This is a genomic window from Variovorax ginsengisoli (assembly GCF_030486595.1).
GTDB lineage: Bacteria > Pseudomonadota > Gammaproteobacteria > Burkholderiales > Burkholderiaceae_C > Variovorax > Variovorax ginsengisoli_B.
Genome location: NZ_JAUJZH010000031.1, coordinates 59,346 through 75,443, shown reverse-complemented (window position 1 = coordinate 75,443; position 16,098 = coordinate 59,346). Strand labels below are relative to the sequence as shown.

Sequence of the window (16,098 nt, the reverse complement as noted above, 5' to 3'; positions counted from 1 at the left end):
CGTCAGTCCAGCGAGATGTTGGCCTTGCGGATCACGTCGCCGAAGCGCTGCGTCTCGGCCTTGACGAACTGGTTGAACTGGTCGCGCGTCTGCGGGAAGGGCTCGTAGCCGAAGCTCTTGAACTTCTCCAGCACGTCCGGGCTCGCGAGCGCGGTCTCGATGTCCTTCTTGATCTTGTCGGTGACTGCCGGCGGCAGGCCCGGCGGCACCGCGATCGCGTTCCAGCCGGTCACCTCGAAGCCCTTCGGGCCACCGGATTCGCCGACCGTGGGCACGTCCGGGAAAGCGGCGTTGCGCTGCGGAGCGGTCACGGCCAGGAAGCGCAGCTTGCCGGCGCGCTGCAGCGGGCCCGCGGTGGCGGCGCTGCCGAGCGCGAAGGCCAGCTCGCCGGTCGACACCGAGGTGTAGAGCTGGGTGGTTTCCTTGTAGAGCACGTGCTCCATCTTGATGCCCGCGGTGCTCGCGAACAGCTCGGAGCCCAGGTGCACCGGGTTGCCGATCGACCAGGAGCCGAAGTTGAGCTTGCCCGGGTTGGCCTTGGCGTCCGCGATGATGTCGCCGACGGTCTTGTACTTGCTGTCGGTCGCGACCGTGAAGAAGAAGTAGGTCTTGAACAGCGGCAGCAGCGTGTCGAAGTCCTTCACCGGGTCGTAGGGCAGCTTCTTGAACAGCGCCGGGTAGGCTGCCAGGTGCACGTTGTCGAGCACGATCATGTCGTGGCCGTCCTTGGCGCCGCGCTTGAAGGCGTCGATCGCGATGAAGCCGTTGCCGCCCGGGCGGTTCTCGACCACCACCGGCTGGCCCCAGGCGCGCGAGAGCTTGTCGGCCACCAGGCGGGCGACGCCATCGGGGCCGCCGCCGACCGGGAACGGCGTGATGATGCGCACCGCCTTGGTCGGGAACTGCTGCGCGAAGGCACCCATGGGCAGCGCCGCGGCGGTCAGTGCGCCGGCGGTGAGAGCGAGGGCGCGGGTCGCGAGAAGACGTCGAGTGACTTGCATGATGAGATTCAGGTGAGGATGAAAGGAAATCAGTCGATGTAGCGCAGGCCGGCCTTCTCGAGGGGCTCGCGCATCTTGTACATGTCGAGGCCGAGCACGCCGGAGGCCAGCTTCTCGCGCTTGGCGCCCTCGTTGGCCTCGCGCGCCACGGCCGCTTCGAGCGCCTTCGCCGCCATCGCGCGGGGCACGCAGACCACGCCGTCGTCGTCGGCCACGATCACGTCGCCGGGCGTGACCAGCATGCCGGCGCAGACCACCGGGATGTTGACCGAGCCGAGCGTGGCCTTGATCGTGCCCTTGGACGAGATCGCGCGGCTCCAGACCGGGAAGTTCATCTCCTGCAGCGTCTTCACGTCGCGCACGCCGGCATCGATGATCAAAGCGCGGGCGCCGCGGGCCTGGAAGCTGGTTGCCAGCAGGTCGCCGAAGTAGCCGTCGGTGCATTCGGCCGTGACCGCCGCCACCACGATGTCGCCGGCCTGGATCTGCTCCGCCGCCACATGCATCATCCAGTTGTCGCCGGGCTGCAGCAGCACCGTGACCGCGGTGCCCGACACCTGCGCGCCGGGATAGATCGGCCGCATGTAGGGTTTGAGCAGGCCGACGCGGCCCATGGCCTCGTGCACCGTGGCCGAGCCGAGCTTGGCCAGGGCGTCGGCGGTGACGCGGTCGGTGCGCTCGATGTTGCGATAGACGACTCCGAGTTCGTACATGGTCATGTCTCCTTTAAATATCGGTTTTCCAACAGGCCGTCACAAGACCGATGCCGCACGAAACCGGCGCGACCGAGGTCAGGGATACCGCGGAACCGGCTTTGCCGGGCCGCTGGTATCGCCCCCCTTGAGGGGGGAGGCGCCGCAGGCGCATCGGGGGGTGTTTCACAGATTCTTGGCCTTGAGTGCGGCGTCGAGCCGCGGGAACACGCGGCGCGCATTGCCTTCGTAGATCTGGAACCGGTCGGCGTCGCTCAGGATCTTGCTCGACTCGATGTAGCGCTTGGTGTCGTCGTAGTAGTGGCCGGTGGTCGGGTCGATGCCGCGCACGGCGCCGATCATCTCGGAGGCGAACAGCACGTTCTTGACCGGGATCACCGTGTTCAGCAGGTCGATGCCCGGCTGGTGGTAGACGCAGGTGTCGAAGTAGATGTTGTTGAGCAGGTGCTCGTCGAGCAGCGGCTTCTTGAGTTCTTGCGCGAGGCCGCGGAAACGGCCCCAGTGGTAGGGCACCGCGCCGCCGCCGTGCGGGATCAGGAAGCGCAGCGTCGGGAAGTCCTTGAACAGGTCCGAGGTCAGGCACTGCATGAAGGCCGTCGTGTCGGCATTGAGGTAGTGCGAGCCGGTGGTGTGGAAGGCCGGGTTGCAGCTGGTGCTGACGTGGATCATCGCGGGGATGTCGTACTCGACCATCTTCTCGTAGATCGGGTACCACTGGCGGTCGCTCAGCGGCGGGCTGGTCCAGTGGCCGCCGCTCGGGTCCGGGTTCAGGTTGATGCCGACGTTGCCGTATTCCTTGACGCAGCGCTCCAGCTCGGGGATGCAGGTCTTGGGGTCGACGCCGGGCGACTGCGGCAGCATCGCCGCCGGGATGAAGTGGTCCGGGAACAGCTGGCTCACGCGATAGCAGAGCTCGTTGCAGATGGCGGCCCAGGTCGACGAGGTGTTGAAGTCGCCGATGTGGTGCGCCATGAAGCTGGCGCGCGGGCTGAAGATGGTGAGGTCGGAGCCGCGTTCCTTCATCAGCTTGAGCTGGTTGCTCTCGATGGTCTCGCGGATGTCGTCGTCGCTGATCTTGAGGTCCGCGGCCTTGGGGGCCTTGGACGGATCCTTGAGGCCGGCGATCTGCAGGTCGCGCCAGGCGCCGAGTGCAGCGGGGGCGGTCGTGTAGTGACCGTGGACGTCGATGATCATGTGGTGTGCTCCTATTTAGTCAGTTGTTTCTTGATCTGTCCCGCAAGGTCTCAGTAAGACTCAGCAGGGCTCCATCCCCTGCGCCCGCTTCGCCGCATCGGCCTCCGCCGATGCCATGAAAGCCAGCATCGCACGCACGGTCTCGGCCTGGGCCGATCCGCTGCAGACGCCGCCTGAAAAAGTCGTGACGATCTGAATCGCGGCCGGCATCGGGCCGAGCAGGTCGATGCCCTGGACGTGGATCAGTTCGCTGAGCTGCTGGAAGCCGAGTTCGACCTCCCCTCGCGCGACCAGCGTGCCGACCGGCACGCCCGGCGGGGCCTGGACGATGCGGGGCTTGATCTCTTCGGCGATGCCCCAGCGCTCGAACAGGGCGGCCAGAGCGACGCCGCTCGGACCGGTGGAATAGCTGAGGCTGCGTGCGGCGAGCACCGCGCTGCGCAGCGCGTCCTCGGAGCCGATGTCGGGGTGCGGCGCGCCGGCCTTCACGGCCACCGCGACGCCCGAGCGCACCAGGTCGGTCTTGCTGCCGGCATCGACGCGGCCGGCGGCGATCAGCTTGTCGATCGCGTCGGAGGCCAGCACCACCACATCGAAAGCCTCGCCGGCCTGCACGCGTTTGGCGGCATCCACGCCGCCGACCGATTCGATCAGGACCGCGGCGCCCGAACGAGCCTGGAACGCAACGACGAGGTCGGCCAGCACCTGGCGGGTGGCCATCGACGAAATACCCTTGATTGCGGTCTTCTGCATGCTTTTCGCCTTGTCTCCGTGCCGGTGCTCGGCTCGATGGGCCGGATTTTGCGACCGTATTGCCCTGCAGGATTCGCCATAAGCCACTAGCAGCTAGAACAAAACGGCATATCATCCGACGCTGATCCCGGAGATGAAGCTTGGACCTGAAGCAACTCGCGTATTTCGTCCGCGTCGCCGAATTGGGCAGCTTCACCCGTGCCGCGGTGGCGCTCAAGGTGGCGCAGCCCGCGCTGAGCCGGCAGGTGCGCCTGCTCGAGGTCGAACTGCGGCAGAACCTGCTGGTGCGCAACGGCCGCGGCGCCACGCCGACCGAAGCCGGCCAGGTGCTGCTGGCCCATGGGCGCGGCATCCTGCATCAGGTCGAACGCGCCCGCGAAGAGCTCGACCGGGTGCGCGGCTCGCTGGCCGGCCGGGTGGCGGTCGGCCTGCCGCCCAGCATCGCGCGCGCGCTGACGGTGCCGCTGACCCGCGCCTTCCGCGAGCAGATGCCGCAGGCCCAGCTGTCGATCAGCGAGAACCTGTCGACCGCGATGCAGGACCAGCTGCTGCACGGCGGCCTGGACATCGCCGTGCTCTACGACGCCCGCCCGATGCCGGGCCTCGATGTACAGCGGCTGCTGGATCAGTCGCTGCTGCTGGTCGGCCGCCGTCCGCCGGGCCTGCAGGAAGATCCGCCGCCGGCCCCCCTGTCGCTGGCCGAAGTGGCCCGCCTTCCGCTCGTGATCCCGAGCCGGCCGAATGCGATCCGGATGTACGTCGAGTCGGAGATGGCCGGCGTCGGCTGCACGCCGCGGGTGGCGCTCGAGATCGACGGCGTCTCGGCGATGCTCGACCTGGTGGCCGACGGCGCCGGGTTCGCGATCCTGTCGCGCAACGCGGTGATCCGCTCGATCAATCCCTCGGCCTACACCCTGCGGGAGATCGTGTCGCCGCCGCTGCAGATCCCGGTCTTCACCGCGGTCAGCGCGCTGCGCCGCGCCACGCTGACGCAGCAGGCGACGCTGGAGCTGATCCGCAAGACCGGCGAAGCGCTGCTGCGAGGCTGACGGGCTCAGTCCGCCGCCGCTCAGTCCTTGCGCGCGGCCAGCAAGCGGTCGGCGTAGTCCTGCCAGGGGGCGTCCTTGGCCAGTCCTTCGAACACGCCGGCCTTGGCCTGGTCGGCCACCCATTGCTGCTTGTCCGCGATGGCCGAGGCCATGAGCGGCACGAAGCCGGCCTCGCGCACCGTGTTGGCTGCCTCGCGCATCTCCTCGGCCCGGCGCTGGCCGTGCTGCACCACGCGGCTGAAGAAGTAGGCGCCCTGCCGGCTCCAGTCGATGCCCGGAAAGGTCTCCTGCAGGGTCGGCAGCACATGGTCTTCGACGCCGTAGGCGCGCGCAGTGGCGTAGCTCTCGATCGCCAGCGCCTCGAGGCCCTTGATCATCACGCTGCGGCTCATCTTGATCGCGCTGGCGACGCCGAGGCGCTCGCTCACCGCCCGGGCGTCGAGGCCCCAGGCGGACAAGGCCTCGGCCAATGCGGCCGCGCGCTCGCCGCCGAGCAGCATCGGCACGCGGACCCCGTAGGGCGGCACCGAGGTCATCACGCCGGCTTCGACGTAGTGCGCGCCGGCGGCTTCGACCAGCGCCGCGCACTGCTGCTTGGTGCCGGGCGAGGCCGAATTGAGGTCGAGGAAAACAGTGCCCGGCCGCAGGTGCGGCGCGGCCTCCCGGGCCACGCCCAGCGTGTTCGACGCCGTGACCGCGGAGATCAGCAGCGTGCTGGCCTGGCACACCGCCGCCATGGACGGGTGCGCCGCCACCCCGGCCTGCGCGGCGTGCGCCTGCTCCGCCGTCTGGCGCGCGGGATCGATGAACTTCAGGTCCCAGGCGCCGACCGTGCGGACGCCGAGCTTGTCCTTGAGTCCGAACGCGAAGATCTTGCCGACCTCGCCATAGCCGATCAGGCCGATGTGTTCGAGCTGCATGCCAGTCCCCTTCGAGAAATCTATTGCCGTGGAATGCCGGCCGCGGCGATCACGCCGCTCCAGCGCCGGATCTCGCTGTCGAGCAGCGCGGCCAGTTCCTCGGGCGTGCCGGCCCGCGGCTGGACGTTGAGGGTTGCCAGCTGCTGCTGCACCTCGGCCGATGCCAGCGCGGCCCGCACGGCGCGATTGAGCCGGTCGACCCGCTCGCGCGGCGTCTTCCCGGGCGCGGCCAGCGCATTCCAGGAGCGCACGTCGAAACCCTTGAGCCCCGCCCCCTCGGCCGCCGTGGGCACGTTCGGCAATGCCGGGTTGCGGCGCTCGCCCATGACCGCGATCGCGCGCAGCGCCTTGCCCGTGATCTGCGGCATGACCGGCGACAGGATCTCGACCGCGGCATCGATCTGGCCGCTGCGCAGCGCCGTCACCACTGCCGGCGTGCCGTTGAAGGGCACGACCTGCACATCGATGCCGGCCCGGCTCTTGAACAGCTCGGCCGACAGGTGCTGGGTGCTGCCGACGTTCACCGTGCCGATGTTCAGCCCGCCGGGACGCGCCTTGGCCGCAGCGACCAGGTCGGCCAGGCTGCGCAGCGGCGAGGCCTCGGGCACCACGATCGCGAGGTCGAAATAGCCGAGCAGCGAGATCGGCGCGAAGTCCTTGCGGGTGTCGAACGGAAGCTTCTGGAACAGGCCCTCGCTGACCGCGGTGCCGTTGCTCATCAGCAGCAGCGTGAGGCCGTCGGGCGCCGCGCTGGCCACCATCGTGCCGGCCACCACGCCGCCGGCGCCGGGGCGGTTGTCGACCACCACCGGCTGGCCCAGCTGGCTGGCCATCGCCTTGCCGACCACGCGGGCCGTGAGGTCGGCGACGCCGCCGGCACCGAAGGGCACGACGAGGCGGATCGGCTGGGTGTCGCGGCTGTCGGCGTGGGCGGCCAAGGGCCAGCACGCCGCCGCACCGAGCGCGGCAGGCAACAACAGGAACGAACGGCGGGTGGATCTCATGGCAGACGCAAGGGCTGGAAAATGACGGCCAGTGTAGGCCGAAGCACCCTGCCCCCGCGTGCCCGGCTACTCGTAGCGTTGCCCCGCCGCCATCAGCTCCGGCGTGCCGATCAACTCGTTGAGCCCGTCGAAATCCAGCATCCGGTCGCGCCATGGCAGCGTCGTGCGGTGCGCCTGCAGGCTCGCGTAGTAGCCCTGCAGCGTGTGCGCCACCGCGCGCGCCGTGCCGCCCGGGAAGATCGCGATGCGAAAGCCGTGCGCCTGCAGCGCGTCGGCATCCTGCACCGGCGTCTTGCCGCCCTCGACCATGTTGGCGAGCAGCGGCACGCGATGGGCGAAGCGCTGGCAGGCGGCGTCCATCTGCGCGGGCGAACGCAGCGCCTCGATGAAGAGCGCGTCGACACCGGTCTCGAGATAGGCTTGCGCGCGGTCGAGCGCAGCATCGAGTCCCTCGACCGCGACCGCGTCGGTGCGCGCGAGGATCAAGGTCTGCGCCGACGCGCGCGCGTCGAGCGCCGCCTTGAGCTTGCCGACCATCTCGCGCTGCGGCACCACGGTCTTGCCGTCCAGATGGCCGCAGCGCTTCGGGAAGCCCTGGTCCTCGATCTGGATCATCGCGGCGCCCGTGCGCTCGAAGCCGCGCACGGTGCGCTGGGTGTTGAGCGCATTGCCGAAGCCGGTGTCGGCATCGACGATCACCGGCAGGCCCACGCGCTCGGTGATGCGCGCCAGCGTGTCCTCCACTTCGGTGAAGGTGGTGAGCCCGACGTCGGAGCGCCCGAGCCGCGTGTAGGCGATCGAGGCACCCGACAGGTACAGCGCCTCGAAGCCGGCCTGCTCGGCCACCAGCGCGCTCAACGCGTCGTAGACGCCCGGCGCCAGAACAATGTCGTTGCGCGCCAGGCGCGCCTTGAATGTTTCATCGGCCATGGAAAGCCTTCCTTTCATCGATGAGCGCAGCGGCCGTGTGCGCCGCGATGTAGCCGCCGGCAACCGCGCTCAAAAGTCCGTTGCCCGAGAGATAGCCCCAGACCGCATCGCCCGACACGCCGCCCGCGGCGCCGCCGGCGGCCAGCAGATTGGGCAGCGGCGTGCCGTCCTGGCGCAGGACCCGCATATCGGACCCGACGTCGAGGCCGCCTTGGGTATGGAACAGCGCACCGGTGACCTTGACCGCGAAATACGGCGCGGCCAGTGGACGCGCGAACACACGGCCATCGCCCTGCACGGCGCCGGCGCGAAGCCCGTCGAGCGTCGATTGCAGCGTGGCCGCATCGCAGCCGATGCAGGCCGCCAGTTCGGCCATGCCGTCGCAGCGCCTGAGCGCGCCGGCCGCCTCGGCCTCGCAAAAATCGGGAAAGCCGCGCGCCAGATCCAGCAGCGGCGCATCGAAGACATTCCAGGCCACGCCGCCCGGCTGCGCCAGCACATGCACCGCGGCCTCGGAGTAGCCCTGCGTCTCGTCATGGAAGCGGCGGCCCTCGCGGTTGATCTGCACCCCGCCTTCCATCATCACGGCCCAGGACATCAGCGCGCCCTGCGGCGTGACCCAGGAGCCGTGCCCCTGGTAGCCGCCGAGGTCGCGCAGCCGCGCACCGATCGCCTGGCCCCAAAGGATGGCGCTGCCGTCGTTGCCGACGTGGCCACCGAAGGCGGCCTCGGCCATCTCGGGCAGCAGCGCGCGCACCATCGCCGCATTGCCGCCGAAGCCGTTGCAAGCCAGCAGCAGCGCGTCGCAACCCAGCGTTTCCTCGCGGCCGTCGGGGCGGCGGTAGCCGACGCCGATCGCTCGGTCTGACTCATCGAGCCACAACGTGTCGACCAGGGCCAATGTCAGCACCGGGATGCCGGAGGCTTCGACGGCCGCCTGCAAGCCGGCCATCAGGGCGGCCCCGGTCTTCTGCCGCAGCGCGTGCATTCGATGGACGCTGTGACCGGGATAGAGAAAGCCATCGAGCACGATCCAGTCGAGGCCATGCCTGGCCTGCAGCGCGTCAAGTGCCGGACCGGCGGCTTGCGCGTACGCCTGCACCAGCGTTGGCGCGGCCCGGCCATGGGCCTTGGCCTGGATGTCGGCCGCGAAGCGGGCAGGACTGTCGCCCTCGATGCCCTGCCGGCGCTGGGCAAGCGTGCCGGGCGCCGGAATAAAGCCCGAGGACAGCGCGGTCGATCCGCTCGGCACGGCGTCGCGTTCGAGCACCACGCATTCGATGCCCGCGTCGTGCAGCATCAGCGCTGCCGTGAGCCCGCAGGCACCGGCGCCGACGATCGCGACGCCGACCTGCATCTCGGCATCGATCCGTGCCGCGCGCCGGACCCGGCGCTCCGGTGCCGCGCTCGAGACGCTCATGCCAGCCCCTGCACGAACGCCGCGCAGTCCGTCACCTCGGCCACGTTGGCCATGTCGGCCAGCGAGGTCCGGTGCCGCTCCTCGCCGAACGCCGCACAGCCGTCGGCCAGCACCAGCGTGCGGTAGTCGCGCATGTGGGCATCGCGCACCGTGCTCGCCACCCCGCCGTTGGTGACGATGCCGCACACGGCCACGGTGTCGATGCCGGCGCGGCGCAGCACCCAGTCGAGCTGGGTGTTGAAGAAGGCCGAGTAGGCGACCTTGCTGACCGCCACGTCGACCAGGCCGGCCAGCACGTCGACGTTGGCCTGGCCCCAGCTGCCCGGTGCGAAGTCGCCCTTGCGCAGGTACGGGCGCAGCGCCTTCAGGTGCGGCGAGACCATCGGCTCGCCGGCCGCATCGGGCCACAGCGTGAACTGGCTCGCGGCGACCAGGCCGCCGACGGTCTTGAGCGCGCGCGCCACCGCCGCCACGCGGTCGGGCAGCAGCAGCGCAGGCGGGTTGCTGTCGCCGCCGCGCGCATAGGCGCCGCGGGCATCGAGAAAGTCGTTTTGCAGGTCGATCACGATCAGCGCCGTGGTCGCGCCGCGGATGGCCGCCGCATCGCTCATGACAGCCTCACCAGCAAATTGCCATGCGCATCGACCTCGGCATGGAAGCCGGGCTCGAGCCAGACGGTGGTGTCGGCCTGCTCGAGGATCGCCGGGCCGTCGACACGCGCGCCGACCGGCAGCGCCAGCCGCGCGAAGCGCAGCGCCTCGTGCCACTGCCCGGCGTGGAACACGCGCTGCGTGCCCAGCGGGGCGACGCTGCCCTCGCCTTCGGGCGCCAGCACGGCGAGGTCGAACTTGGGCCGCACGCCGATGCGCGCGTAGCGCAGGTTCATCACGCGGATGCCGATGCCGTCGAGCACCCGGCCGAAGGCGGCGCTGTAGCTGGCCTCGAAGGCCGTGCGAATGCCTTCACGGGTCAACGCCTGCGCGGTGGCGGCCGTGAGCACCACCGGCAGCGTGTGGGTCTGGCCGGCATAGAGCATGTCGAGCGCGATCACCTCGCGCACTTCGTCGAAGCGCACGCCCGAGGAATCGAGCCGTTGCTGGCAGGACGCCGCCAGCTCGGCGATGCGCCGCGCGAGCTGCGCGACGTCGAGTTCGTCAAGCGGGCGATTGAGGGTCTGCACCGCGTCGTGCCGCATGTCGGCGATCACGCAGCCCAGCGCCGAGGTCACGCCGGGGTAGCGCGGCACGATGCCGATGGCGACGCCGACCTCTCGCATCATCGCGCACACGTGCAGCGCGCCGCCGCCGCCGAAGGGCATGTAGGCGAAGCGGCGCGGGTCGTGGCCGCGCTCGATCGACACCAGCCGGATCGCGCCGGCCATGCGCGCGTTCGCGACCGTGAGGATCGCCTCCGCCGCCTGGTGGACGTCGAGACCGAGCGGCTTCGCGACATGCGTCTCGATCGCCTCGAAGGACTTGCCCGCATCGAGCGCCGCCAGCAGTCCGCCGCCCAGCGGCCGGTCGGCGGCGATGCGGCCGAGCAGCACGTTGGCATCGGTCACGGTCGGGCGCATGTTGCCGCGGCCGTAACAGGCCGGGCCCGGGATGCTGCCGGCCGATTCGGGACCGACCTGCAGCATGCCGCTGGCGTCGACCGAGGCGATCGAGCCGCCGCCGGCGCCGATGGTCTCGATCTGGATCATCGGCGAGCGGATCACCATGCCGAACTCGATCGCGGTCTGCGCCGCCAGCGCGGCCTCGCCGTTGGCGACCAGCGAAACGTCGAAGGAGGTGCCGCCCATGTCGCCGGTGATCGCATTCGGGAAGCCGGCCGCCCGGGCGATCGCCGCGCAGGCGATCACGCCGGCCGCCGGGCCCGACAGCGCGGTGCGCACGGGCAGGTCGCTGGCGGTCTGGCGCGACATCACGCCGCCGTTGCTCTGCACCACCAGCAGTTCGCCGTCGAAGCCCTGGCCGCGCAGGTCCGACTCGAGCCGCTCGAGGTAGCTGCCGACCACCGGCTGCAGCGCCGCGTTGAGCGTGGCGGTCGAGCAGCGCTCGAATTCGCGGATCTCGGGCAGCACTTCGCAGGCCGAGGTGACATGGGCGTTGGGCCACAGTTCGCGCACCGCCGCGACCGCCAGCCGCTCGTTCTCGGGATTGGCGTAGGTATTGATGAAGAACACGCACACCGCCTCGCAGCCGGCCTGCAGCAGCGCGCGGGCTTCGGCGCGGACCTGGTCGAGGTCGACCGGCGTATGGAGCGTGCCGTCGGCCAGCACGCGCTCGTCGACCTCGCGCCGCAGGTCGCGCGGCACCACCGGCACGAAGCTGCCGCGCAGGCCCCAGGTCTGGGGCCGGTCGCGCCGGCGCATCTCGAGCACATCGCGAAAGCCCCGCGTGGTGATGATGCCGGTGCGCGCCACCTTGCGTTCGAGCAGCGCATTGGTGCCGACCGTGGTGCCGTGCACGATGGTGGCGATGGCGGCGGCCGAGTCGGCCACGCGGGCCACGCCGTTCATGAAGCCGCGGGCTTCCTCGCCGCGGGTCGACGGCACCTTGACGATGCGCGCCGTGCCGTTCGACTCGTCGAGCACGAACAGGTCGGTGAAGGTGCCGCCGACATCGACGCCGACGACCAGGGATTGGCTTGGGGAAGTCATTCGGAAGCTTTCTTGGTTGCATCGGCGGCGGCGCTGACATAGCCCATGGCCAGGTCGCGCTCGCGCTGCTCGGGCGCACGCTCGGCGGCGCTGCCCCAGCCGCCGCCGCCGGGGGTTTCGAGGCGCACGCGCTGGCCGCGAACGAGCTGGATGCCACGCATCTTCGACACCATCGGCGGCACGTGCCAGGCGCCGTCGTTCTCGTAGCGGAAGACGTTCACTGCGCCGGCACCGCCGCCCGCGATGCCCTTGGGCGGCGAGGTGCCGCGCTCGCCGAAGACGAAGGCTTCGGCCTCCTGCTCCAGCAGTTCGATCTCGTAGACCGCGCCGAGGCCGCCGCGATGGCGGCCATCGCCGCCCGAATCGGCGCGCAGCGACCATTCGGTGAAGCGCACCGGGTAGGCCGCCTCGAGGATTTCGAGCGGCGGGATGGTGGCGGTGGAGATCGGCGCGTTGCCGTGCGAGAGCCCGTCGCCGCCGGCATGGCCACCATGCCCGCCGCCGAAGAAGCTGAACATCACCCAGCGCTGGCCCTCGCGCCCGGCGTCGCTGCGGTGGCCCGCGATCGACAGCGCGTTGATGGTGCCGTAGGCCTGCGCCACCGCGCGCGTCGGATCGGCCTGGGCGGCGGCGCTGAAAATCACGTCGATCATGCGCAGGATGGTCTCGGTGTAGCCGCCGACCGGCCGCGGCCGCTCGGCGCTGATCACAAGGCGGTCTGGCAGGACGAAGTCCACCGCATCGAGCACGCCGGCATTCGCCGGCACGTCCGGGAACAGGTGCTTCAGCGCCACGTAGCAGGCCGCGATCGCTGTCGCGCGCGAGATGTTCACCGGCCCCGCGCACTGCGCAGAGGTGCGCGAGAAGTCGAGCAGCAGGCGGTCGCCGGCCACCGTCATGTCGAGCGCGATGGTGAGCGGCTCGTTGACGATGCCGTCGTTGTCGAGCACGTCCTCGAAGCTGTAGCGGCCGTCGGGCAGCGAGGCGATGTGCGAGCGCATCAGGCGCAGCGCGCGGCTGCGCAGCTCGCCCATGGCCTGCAGCACCGGCGCATCGCCGTACTCGTCGAGCAGGCCGTGCAATCGCCTGGCGCCGAGTTCGAGCGCGGCGAGCTGGCCGTTGAGGTCGCCCCAGAGGCTTTCGGGCAGCCGCGTGTTGGCGCGCAGGATCGCCAGCACGTCCTGGTCGAGCACGCCGTCGCGCACGATGCGCACCGGCGGGATCTGGACGGCCTCCTGCCAGCACTCGGTGGCGGCCGGGTTGTAGTTGCCTGGCACCGCGCCGCCGACATCGTGCCAGTGGGCGGCCGAGGCCATGTAGCAATAGAGCCGGCCGTCGCGGAAGAAGGGCCGCACCAGCTTGAAGTCGTTGGCGTGCGTGCCGCCGTCGTAGGGGTCGTTGCTGATCCAGATGTCGCCATCTTTCATGCCACCGCGCGGCGCCGCGGCGGCGGCAGTCGCGCGCACCGCGAAGGCCATCGCGCCGACGAACACCGGCAGGCCCGACTTGCCCTGCACCAGCGTGTCGCCGCTGTCGGCGTCATAGAGGCCGTGGCAGGCATCGTGGGCCTCGGCAATGATCGGATTGAAGGCGCTGCGGTAGAGCGTCGCATCCATCTCGTCGGCCACCTGTTCGAGGCGGCCGCGCAGCACCGCGAGCGTGACCGGGTCCATCGGGGTCGGGGGGGAGTCGTTCATGGTTGGGATCTTTCTTTGCCGAAGCGTTGCCGCAGCTGCTTCATGAGGCCGCCTGCGCGGACCATGTCCATCAGGAATCCGGGCACCGGCTCGCAGGCCAGCAGCCGGCCATCGGGCGCCACCACCGAGGGGTGCGCCGGGTCCAGTTCGACGCGATCGCCGTCCTGCAGCGTCTCGGCCTGGGGGCAGGTCAGCAGCAGCAGGCCGAGGTTGAAGGCATTGCGGAAATAGAGCCCGCCGTACGAAGGCGCGATCACCGCCGCCACGCCCAGGTGCACCAGCACCGCGGCCGCCTGCTCGCGCGACGAGCCGATGCCGAAATTCGGCCCGGCCACGATCAGGTCGCCGGGCCGCACCTCGCGGGCGAACTCGGGCCGCACGGCTTCGAGGCAATGGCGGGCGATGACGTCGATGCCGTGCTTCATCGCATGGCCCGGCGCCAATGCGTCGGTGTCGACATCGGCGCCGAGGCGCCAGACGCGGTGCGCCGTCATGCCAGCACCTCGCGCGGGTCGGTGACGCAGCCGCGCAGCGCCGCCGCAGCCACGGTGTACGGCGAGCCCAGGTAGACCTGCGCCGTGGGCGAACCCATGCGGCCCTTGAAGTTGCGCGCCGTGGTCGAGATCACTGTGATGTCGTCGCCCATCGGGTCGCCGTAGCCCGAGCAGGCGCCGCAGGCTGTGGGAAAGAGCTCGGCGCCGGCGTCGAGCAGCGACTGCAGCACGCCCTCGTCGCGCGCCCGCTGCTGGTCCTGCAGGCTGGCCGGCGCGACGATCAGGCGCACGCCGGCCGCCACCTTGTGGCCGCGCAGCACCTGGGCCGCGGCCCGCAGGTCCTCGAGCTTGGCGCCGGTGCAGGCGCCGACATAGGCGACGTCGATCGGCGTGCCGAGGTAGTGGCTCACGCCGTGCGCGTTGGCCGGGCTGTGCGGCGCCGCCACATAGGGTTCGAGCGCCGATGCGTCGAAGCGATGGCGCGTCAGCTCGGCGCCTTCGTCGGTGAACCACGGCGCCGTGTCGATCGCCGGCGCGCCGGCTTCGGCAAGGAAGGCCGAGGTGGTCGCATCTGGCGCGATCAGTCCCACCTGACCACCGAGTTCGGCGCTCATGTTCGACAGCGTCATGCGCTCCTGCATCGACAGTGCCGCAACCGCCGGCCCGCAGAACTCGACCGCCTGGTAGCGCCCGCCGTTCATGCCGAAGCGCGCCAGCATGTGCAGCATCATGTCCTTGGCCGTGACGCCCGCGGGCAGCCGGCCGTCCCACCACATCTGGATCGTCTCGGGCACGCGCAGCCAGATCTCGCCGCTGACCACCACGCCGAGCATCTCGGTGCTGCCGATGCCGAACATGTAGGCACCGAAGGCGCCGCCGGTGGGCGAATGCGAATCGCCGCCCACGCACAGCATGCCGGGACGGATGTGGCCGTGCTGCGGCACCACCACGTGGCAGATGCCCTGGCTGTCGTAGACATGCGGCAGCCGCTGGTCGCGGGCCCAGTCGCGGGCGATGCGCACGATGCGGCGAGAGTCGTCGTCGCGCTCGGGCACGTAGTGGTCCATCACCAGCACGATGCGCGAGCGGTCCCAGATCTGCGCCCCGAGTTCCTCCAGCATCGGCTGCAGCCGGCGCGGCCCCGAGGAGTCGTGGAACATCGCCAGGTCGACCGCGCAGGTCACGATCTCGCCGACCGCGACCGCCGCGCGGCCGCAGGCACGGGCGATGAGCTTCTGCGCCAGCGTCTGCGGCGCCGGCTGGAGGGTGACGGCAGGCGCGGTCATTCGGGCCTCGCGCCTGAATACTTGACCACCTGGGCCCAGCGCTTGATCTCGCTCTGGACGAAGGGGCCGAACTGCTCGGGCGTATTGCCGACCGCGATCACGCCCTCGCTGTCGAAGCGCTTGCGCATCGCCGGCTCGGCGATCGCCTGCCGCGCGGCATCCGCCAGGCGGCGCGTGGTTTCAGCCGGCATGCGCGCCGGCCCGAACAGGCCGAACCAGGCGCTCGATTCGTAGCCGGGCAAGGTCTCGGCGATGGCCGGAAGGTCGGGAAACTCGGGCAGGCGCTTGGCCGAAGTCACGCCCAATGCCTTCAGCTTGCCGGCCTTGATGTGCTGCTGCACGTTGCCGACCGCCGCGAACATCAGCTGCACCTGGCCCGCGAGCACGTCCTGCACGGCCGGCGCGGTGCCCCGGTACGGGATGTTCACGATGTAGACGCCCGACTGCATCTTGAAGGCCTCGCCCGCCATGTGCAGCGACGAGCCCAGCGCGCCGATGGCGAAGTTGAGCTGGCCCGGCTTGGCCTTGGCCAGCGCGATCAGCTCGCGCACGTTGTCGGCCGGCACCGACGGATGGGCGACCAGGATCGACGGCGACGTGGCGATGCAGCTCAGGGCCGTGAAGTCCTTGACCGGATCGAAGGGCAGCGTGGGATAGAGCGTCGCATTGATCGCATGGCTGGTGAAGCTCAGCAGCAGCGTGTTGCCGTCGGGCGGGGCCTTGGCGACGACCTCGGCGGCGATGTTGCCGCCGGCGCCGGGCCGGTTCTCGACGATCACGGTGCGGCCCAGCACCGGGCCCATGCCGGCCGCCAGGGTGCGGGCGATGGTGTCGGTCGAACCGCCGGCCGGCGCGCCGACCAGCAGGCGGATCGGCGTGTTGCCGATCTGGGCCCGGGCGGTGCCGGCCAGCGCTGTCACGGAGGCGATGAGGATGTCTCTGCGTTTCATGGTCTTTCCTTGTGGGGTCCCTGGC

Annotated in this window: 15 protein-coding genes; 1 reads left to right on the top strand and 14 read right to left on the bottom strand. The window is 70.3% G+C overall.

Features of this window, described 5'->3' with window-relative positions:
- Positions 1–2: 2 nt before the first annotated feature.
- The 4 genes from QZH52_RS31335 to QZH52_RS31320 form a co-directional block, all read right to left on the bottom strand.
- Positions 3–1,001: a Bug family tripartite tricarboxylate transporter substrate binding protein gene (locus tag QZH52_RS31335; protein WP_286372898.1), complete on the bottom strand. Its 999-nt coding sequence runs from the start codon at positions 999–1,001 to the stop codon at positions 3–5.
- A 29-nt stretch (positions 1,002–1,030) separates the two neighbouring features.
- Complete coding sequence (ligK, locus tag QZH52_RS31330) at positions 1,031–1,714, bottom strand: 4-carboxy-4-hydroxy-2-oxoadipate aldolase/oxaloacetate decarboxylase (protein WP_301814979.1); 684 nt, start codon at positions 1,712–1,714, stop codon at positions 1,031–1,033.
- A gap of 165 nt (positions 1,715–1,879) precedes the next feature.
- On the bottom strand, positions 1,880–2,908 hold the full coding sequence (locus QZH52_RS31325) for an amidohydrolase family protein (RefSeq protein ID WP_301814977.1): 1,029 nt from the start codon (positions 2,906–2,908) through the stop codon (positions 1,880–1,882).
- A 60-nt stretch (positions 2,909–2,968) separates the two neighbouring features.
- Positions 2,969–3,661 carry a substrate-binding domain-containing protein gene (locus tag QZH52_RS31320; RefSeq protein WP_301814975.1) on the bottom strand — a complete coding sequence of 231 codons (693 nt, stop codon included), beginning with the start codon at positions 3,659–3,661 and terminating at the stop codon, positions 2,969–2,971.
- Between the two features lie 140 nt (positions 3,662–3,801).
- Between QZH52_RS31320 and QZH52_RS31315 the strand changes: the two genes are divergently transcribed.
- On the top strand, positions 3,802–4,710 hold the full coding sequence (locus tag QZH52_RS31315; RefSeq protein WP_301814973.1) for a LysR substrate-binding domain-containing protein: 909 nt from the start codon (positions 3,802–3,804) through the stop codon (positions 4,708–4,710).
- Positions 4,711–4,730: 20 nt separating this feature from the next.
- Here QZH52_RS31315 and QZH52_RS31310 read toward each other — a convergent pair whose 3' ends face one another.
- The 10 genes from QZH52_RS31310 to QZH52_RS31265 form a co-directional block, all read right to left on the bottom strand.
- The gene (locus QZH52_RS31310; RefSeq protein ID WP_301814971.1) at positions 4,731–5,630 is read right to left on the bottom strand and encodes an NAD(P)-dependent oxidoreductase; all 900 of its coding nucleotides are present in this window, start codon (positions 5,628–5,630) and stop codon (positions 4,731–4,733) included.
- Positions 5,631–5,650: 20 nt separating this feature from the next.
- Positions 5,651–6,634: a Bug family tripartite tricarboxylate transporter substrate binding protein gene (locus QZH52_RS31305; RefSeq protein WP_301814968.1), complete on the bottom strand. Its 984-nt coding sequence runs from the start codon at positions 6,632–6,634 to the stop codon at positions 5,651–5,653.
- A 66-nt stretch (positions 6,635–6,700) separates the two neighbouring features.
- Positions 6,701–7,564 (bottom strand): isocitrate lyase/PEP mutase family protein, encoded by an 864-nt coding sequence (locus QZH52_RS31300; RefSeq protein WP_301814967.1) that lies wholly within the window; start codon positions 7,562–7,564, stop codon positions 6,701–6,703.
- On the bottom strand, positions 7,554–8,984 hold the full coding sequence (locus QZH52_RS31295) for an FAD-dependent oxidoreductase (protein WP_301814965.1): 1,431 nt from the start codon (positions 8,982–8,984) through the stop codon (positions 7,554–7,556). Before QZH52_RS31295 ends, QZH52_RS31300 begins: the two co-directional genes overlap by 11 nt.
- Positions 8,981–9,595 (bottom strand): cysteine hydrolase family protein, encoded by a 615-nt coding sequence (locus tag QZH52_RS31290; protein WP_301814962.1) that lies wholly within the window; start codon positions 9,593–9,595, stop codon positions 8,981–8,983. The genes QZH52_RS31295 and QZH52_RS31290 overlap by 4 nt, the downstream gene beginning before the upstream one ends.
- Complete coding sequence (locus QZH52_RS31285; RefSeq protein WP_286534074.1) at positions 9,592–11,646, bottom strand: hydantoinase/oxoprolinase family protein; 2,055 nt, start codon at positions 11,644–11,646, stop codon at positions 9,592–9,594. The genes QZH52_RS31290 and QZH52_RS31285 overlap by 4 nt, the downstream gene beginning before the upstream one ends.
- Entirely contained in the window at positions 11,643–13,343 is a 1,701-nt protein-coding gene (locus QZH52_RS31280; protein ID WP_301814958.1) for a hydantoinase B/oxoprolinase family protein, read from the bottom strand. The genes QZH52_RS31285 and QZH52_RS31280 overlap by 4 nt, the downstream gene beginning before the upstream one ends.
- Positions 13,340–13,837 (bottom strand): LeuD/DmdB family oxidoreductase small subunit, encoded by a 498-nt coding sequence (locus QZH52_RS31275; protein WP_301814956.1) that lies wholly within the window; start codon positions 13,835–13,837, stop codon positions 13,340–13,342. Before QZH52_RS31275 ends, QZH52_RS31280 begins: the two co-directional genes overlap by 4 nt.
- Positions 13,834–15,123 (bottom strand): 3-isopropylmalate dehydratase large subunit, encoded by a 1,290-nt coding sequence (locus tag QZH52_RS31270; RefSeq protein WP_286534077.1) that lies wholly within the window; start codon positions 15,121–15,123, stop codon positions 13,834–13,836. Before QZH52_RS31270 ends, QZH52_RS31275 begins: the two co-directional genes overlap by 4 nt.
- Positions 15,120–16,073 carry a tripartite tricarboxylate transporter substrate binding protein gene (locus QZH52_RS31265; protein WP_301814954.1) on the bottom strand — a complete coding sequence of 318 codons (954 nt, stop codon included), beginning with the start codon at positions 16,071–16,073 and terminating at the stop codon, positions 15,120–15,122. The genes QZH52_RS31270 and QZH52_RS31265 overlap by 4 nt, the downstream gene beginning before the upstream one ends.
- Positions 16,074–16,098 lie beyond the last annotated feature (25 nt).

What these genes read in the sequence shown, in the direction of transcription:
- QZH52_RS31335 (WP_286372898.1), bottom strand. Translation starts at nt 1,001, where the DNA reads ATGCAAGTCACTCGACGTCTTCTCGCGACCCGCGCCCTCGCTCTCACC.
- ligK (WP_301814979.1), bottom strand. Translation starts at nt 1,714, where the DNA reads ATGTACGAACTCGGAGTCGTCTATCGCAACATCGAGCGCACCGACCGC.
- QZH52_RS31325 (WP_301814977.1), bottom strand. Translation starts at nt 2,908, where the DNA reads ATGATCATCGACGTCCACGGTCACTACACGACCGCCCCCGCTGCACTC.
- QZH52_RS31320 (WP_301814975.1), bottom strand. Translation starts at nt 3,661, where the DNA reads ATGCAGAAGACCGCAATCAAGGGTATTTCGTCGATGGCCACCCGCCAG.
- QZH52_RS31310 (WP_301814971.1), bottom strand. Translation starts at nt 5,630, where the DNA reads ATGCAGCTCGAACACATCGGCCTGATCGGCTATGGCGAGGTCGGCAAG.
- QZH52_RS31305 (WP_301814968.1), bottom strand. Translation starts at nt 6,634, where the DNA reads ATGAGATCCACCCGCCGTTCGTTCCTGTTGTTGCCTGCCGCGCTCGGT.
- QZH52_RS31300 (WP_301814967.1), bottom strand. Translation starts at nt 7,564, where the DNA reads ATGGCCGATGAAACATTCAAGGCGCGCCTGGCGCGCAACGACATTGTT.
- QZH52_RS31295 (WP_301814965.1), bottom strand. Translation starts at nt 8,984, where the DNA reads ATGAGCGTCTCGAGCGCGGCACCGGAGCGCCGGGTCCGGCGCGCGGCA.
- QZH52_RS31290 (WP_301814962.1), bottom strand. Translation starts at nt 9,595, where the DNA reads ATGAGCGATGCGGCGGCCATCCGCGGCGCGACCACGGCGCTGATCGTG.
- QZH52_RS31285 (WP_286534074.1), bottom strand. Translation starts at nt 11,646, where the DNA reads ATGACTTCCCCAAGCCAATCCCTGGTCGTCGGCGTCGATGTCGGCGGC.
- QZH52_RS31280 (WP_301814958.1), bottom strand. Translation starts at nt 13,343, where the DNA reads ATGAACGACTCCCCCCCGACCCCGATGGACCCGGTCACGCTCGCGGTG.
- QZH52_RS31275 (WP_301814956.1), bottom strand. Translation starts at nt 13,837, where the DNA reads ATGACGGCGCACCGCGTCTGGCGCCTCGGCGCCGATGTCGACACCGAC.
- QZH52_RS31270 (WP_286534077.1), bottom strand. Translation starts at nt 15,123, where the DNA reads ATGACCGCGCCTGCCGTCACCCTCCAGCCGGCGCCGCAGACGCTGGCG.
- QZH52_RS31265 (WP_301814954.1), bottom strand. Translation starts at nt 16,073, where the DNA reads ATGAAACGCAGAGACATCCTCATCGCCTCCGTGACAGCGCTGGCCGGC.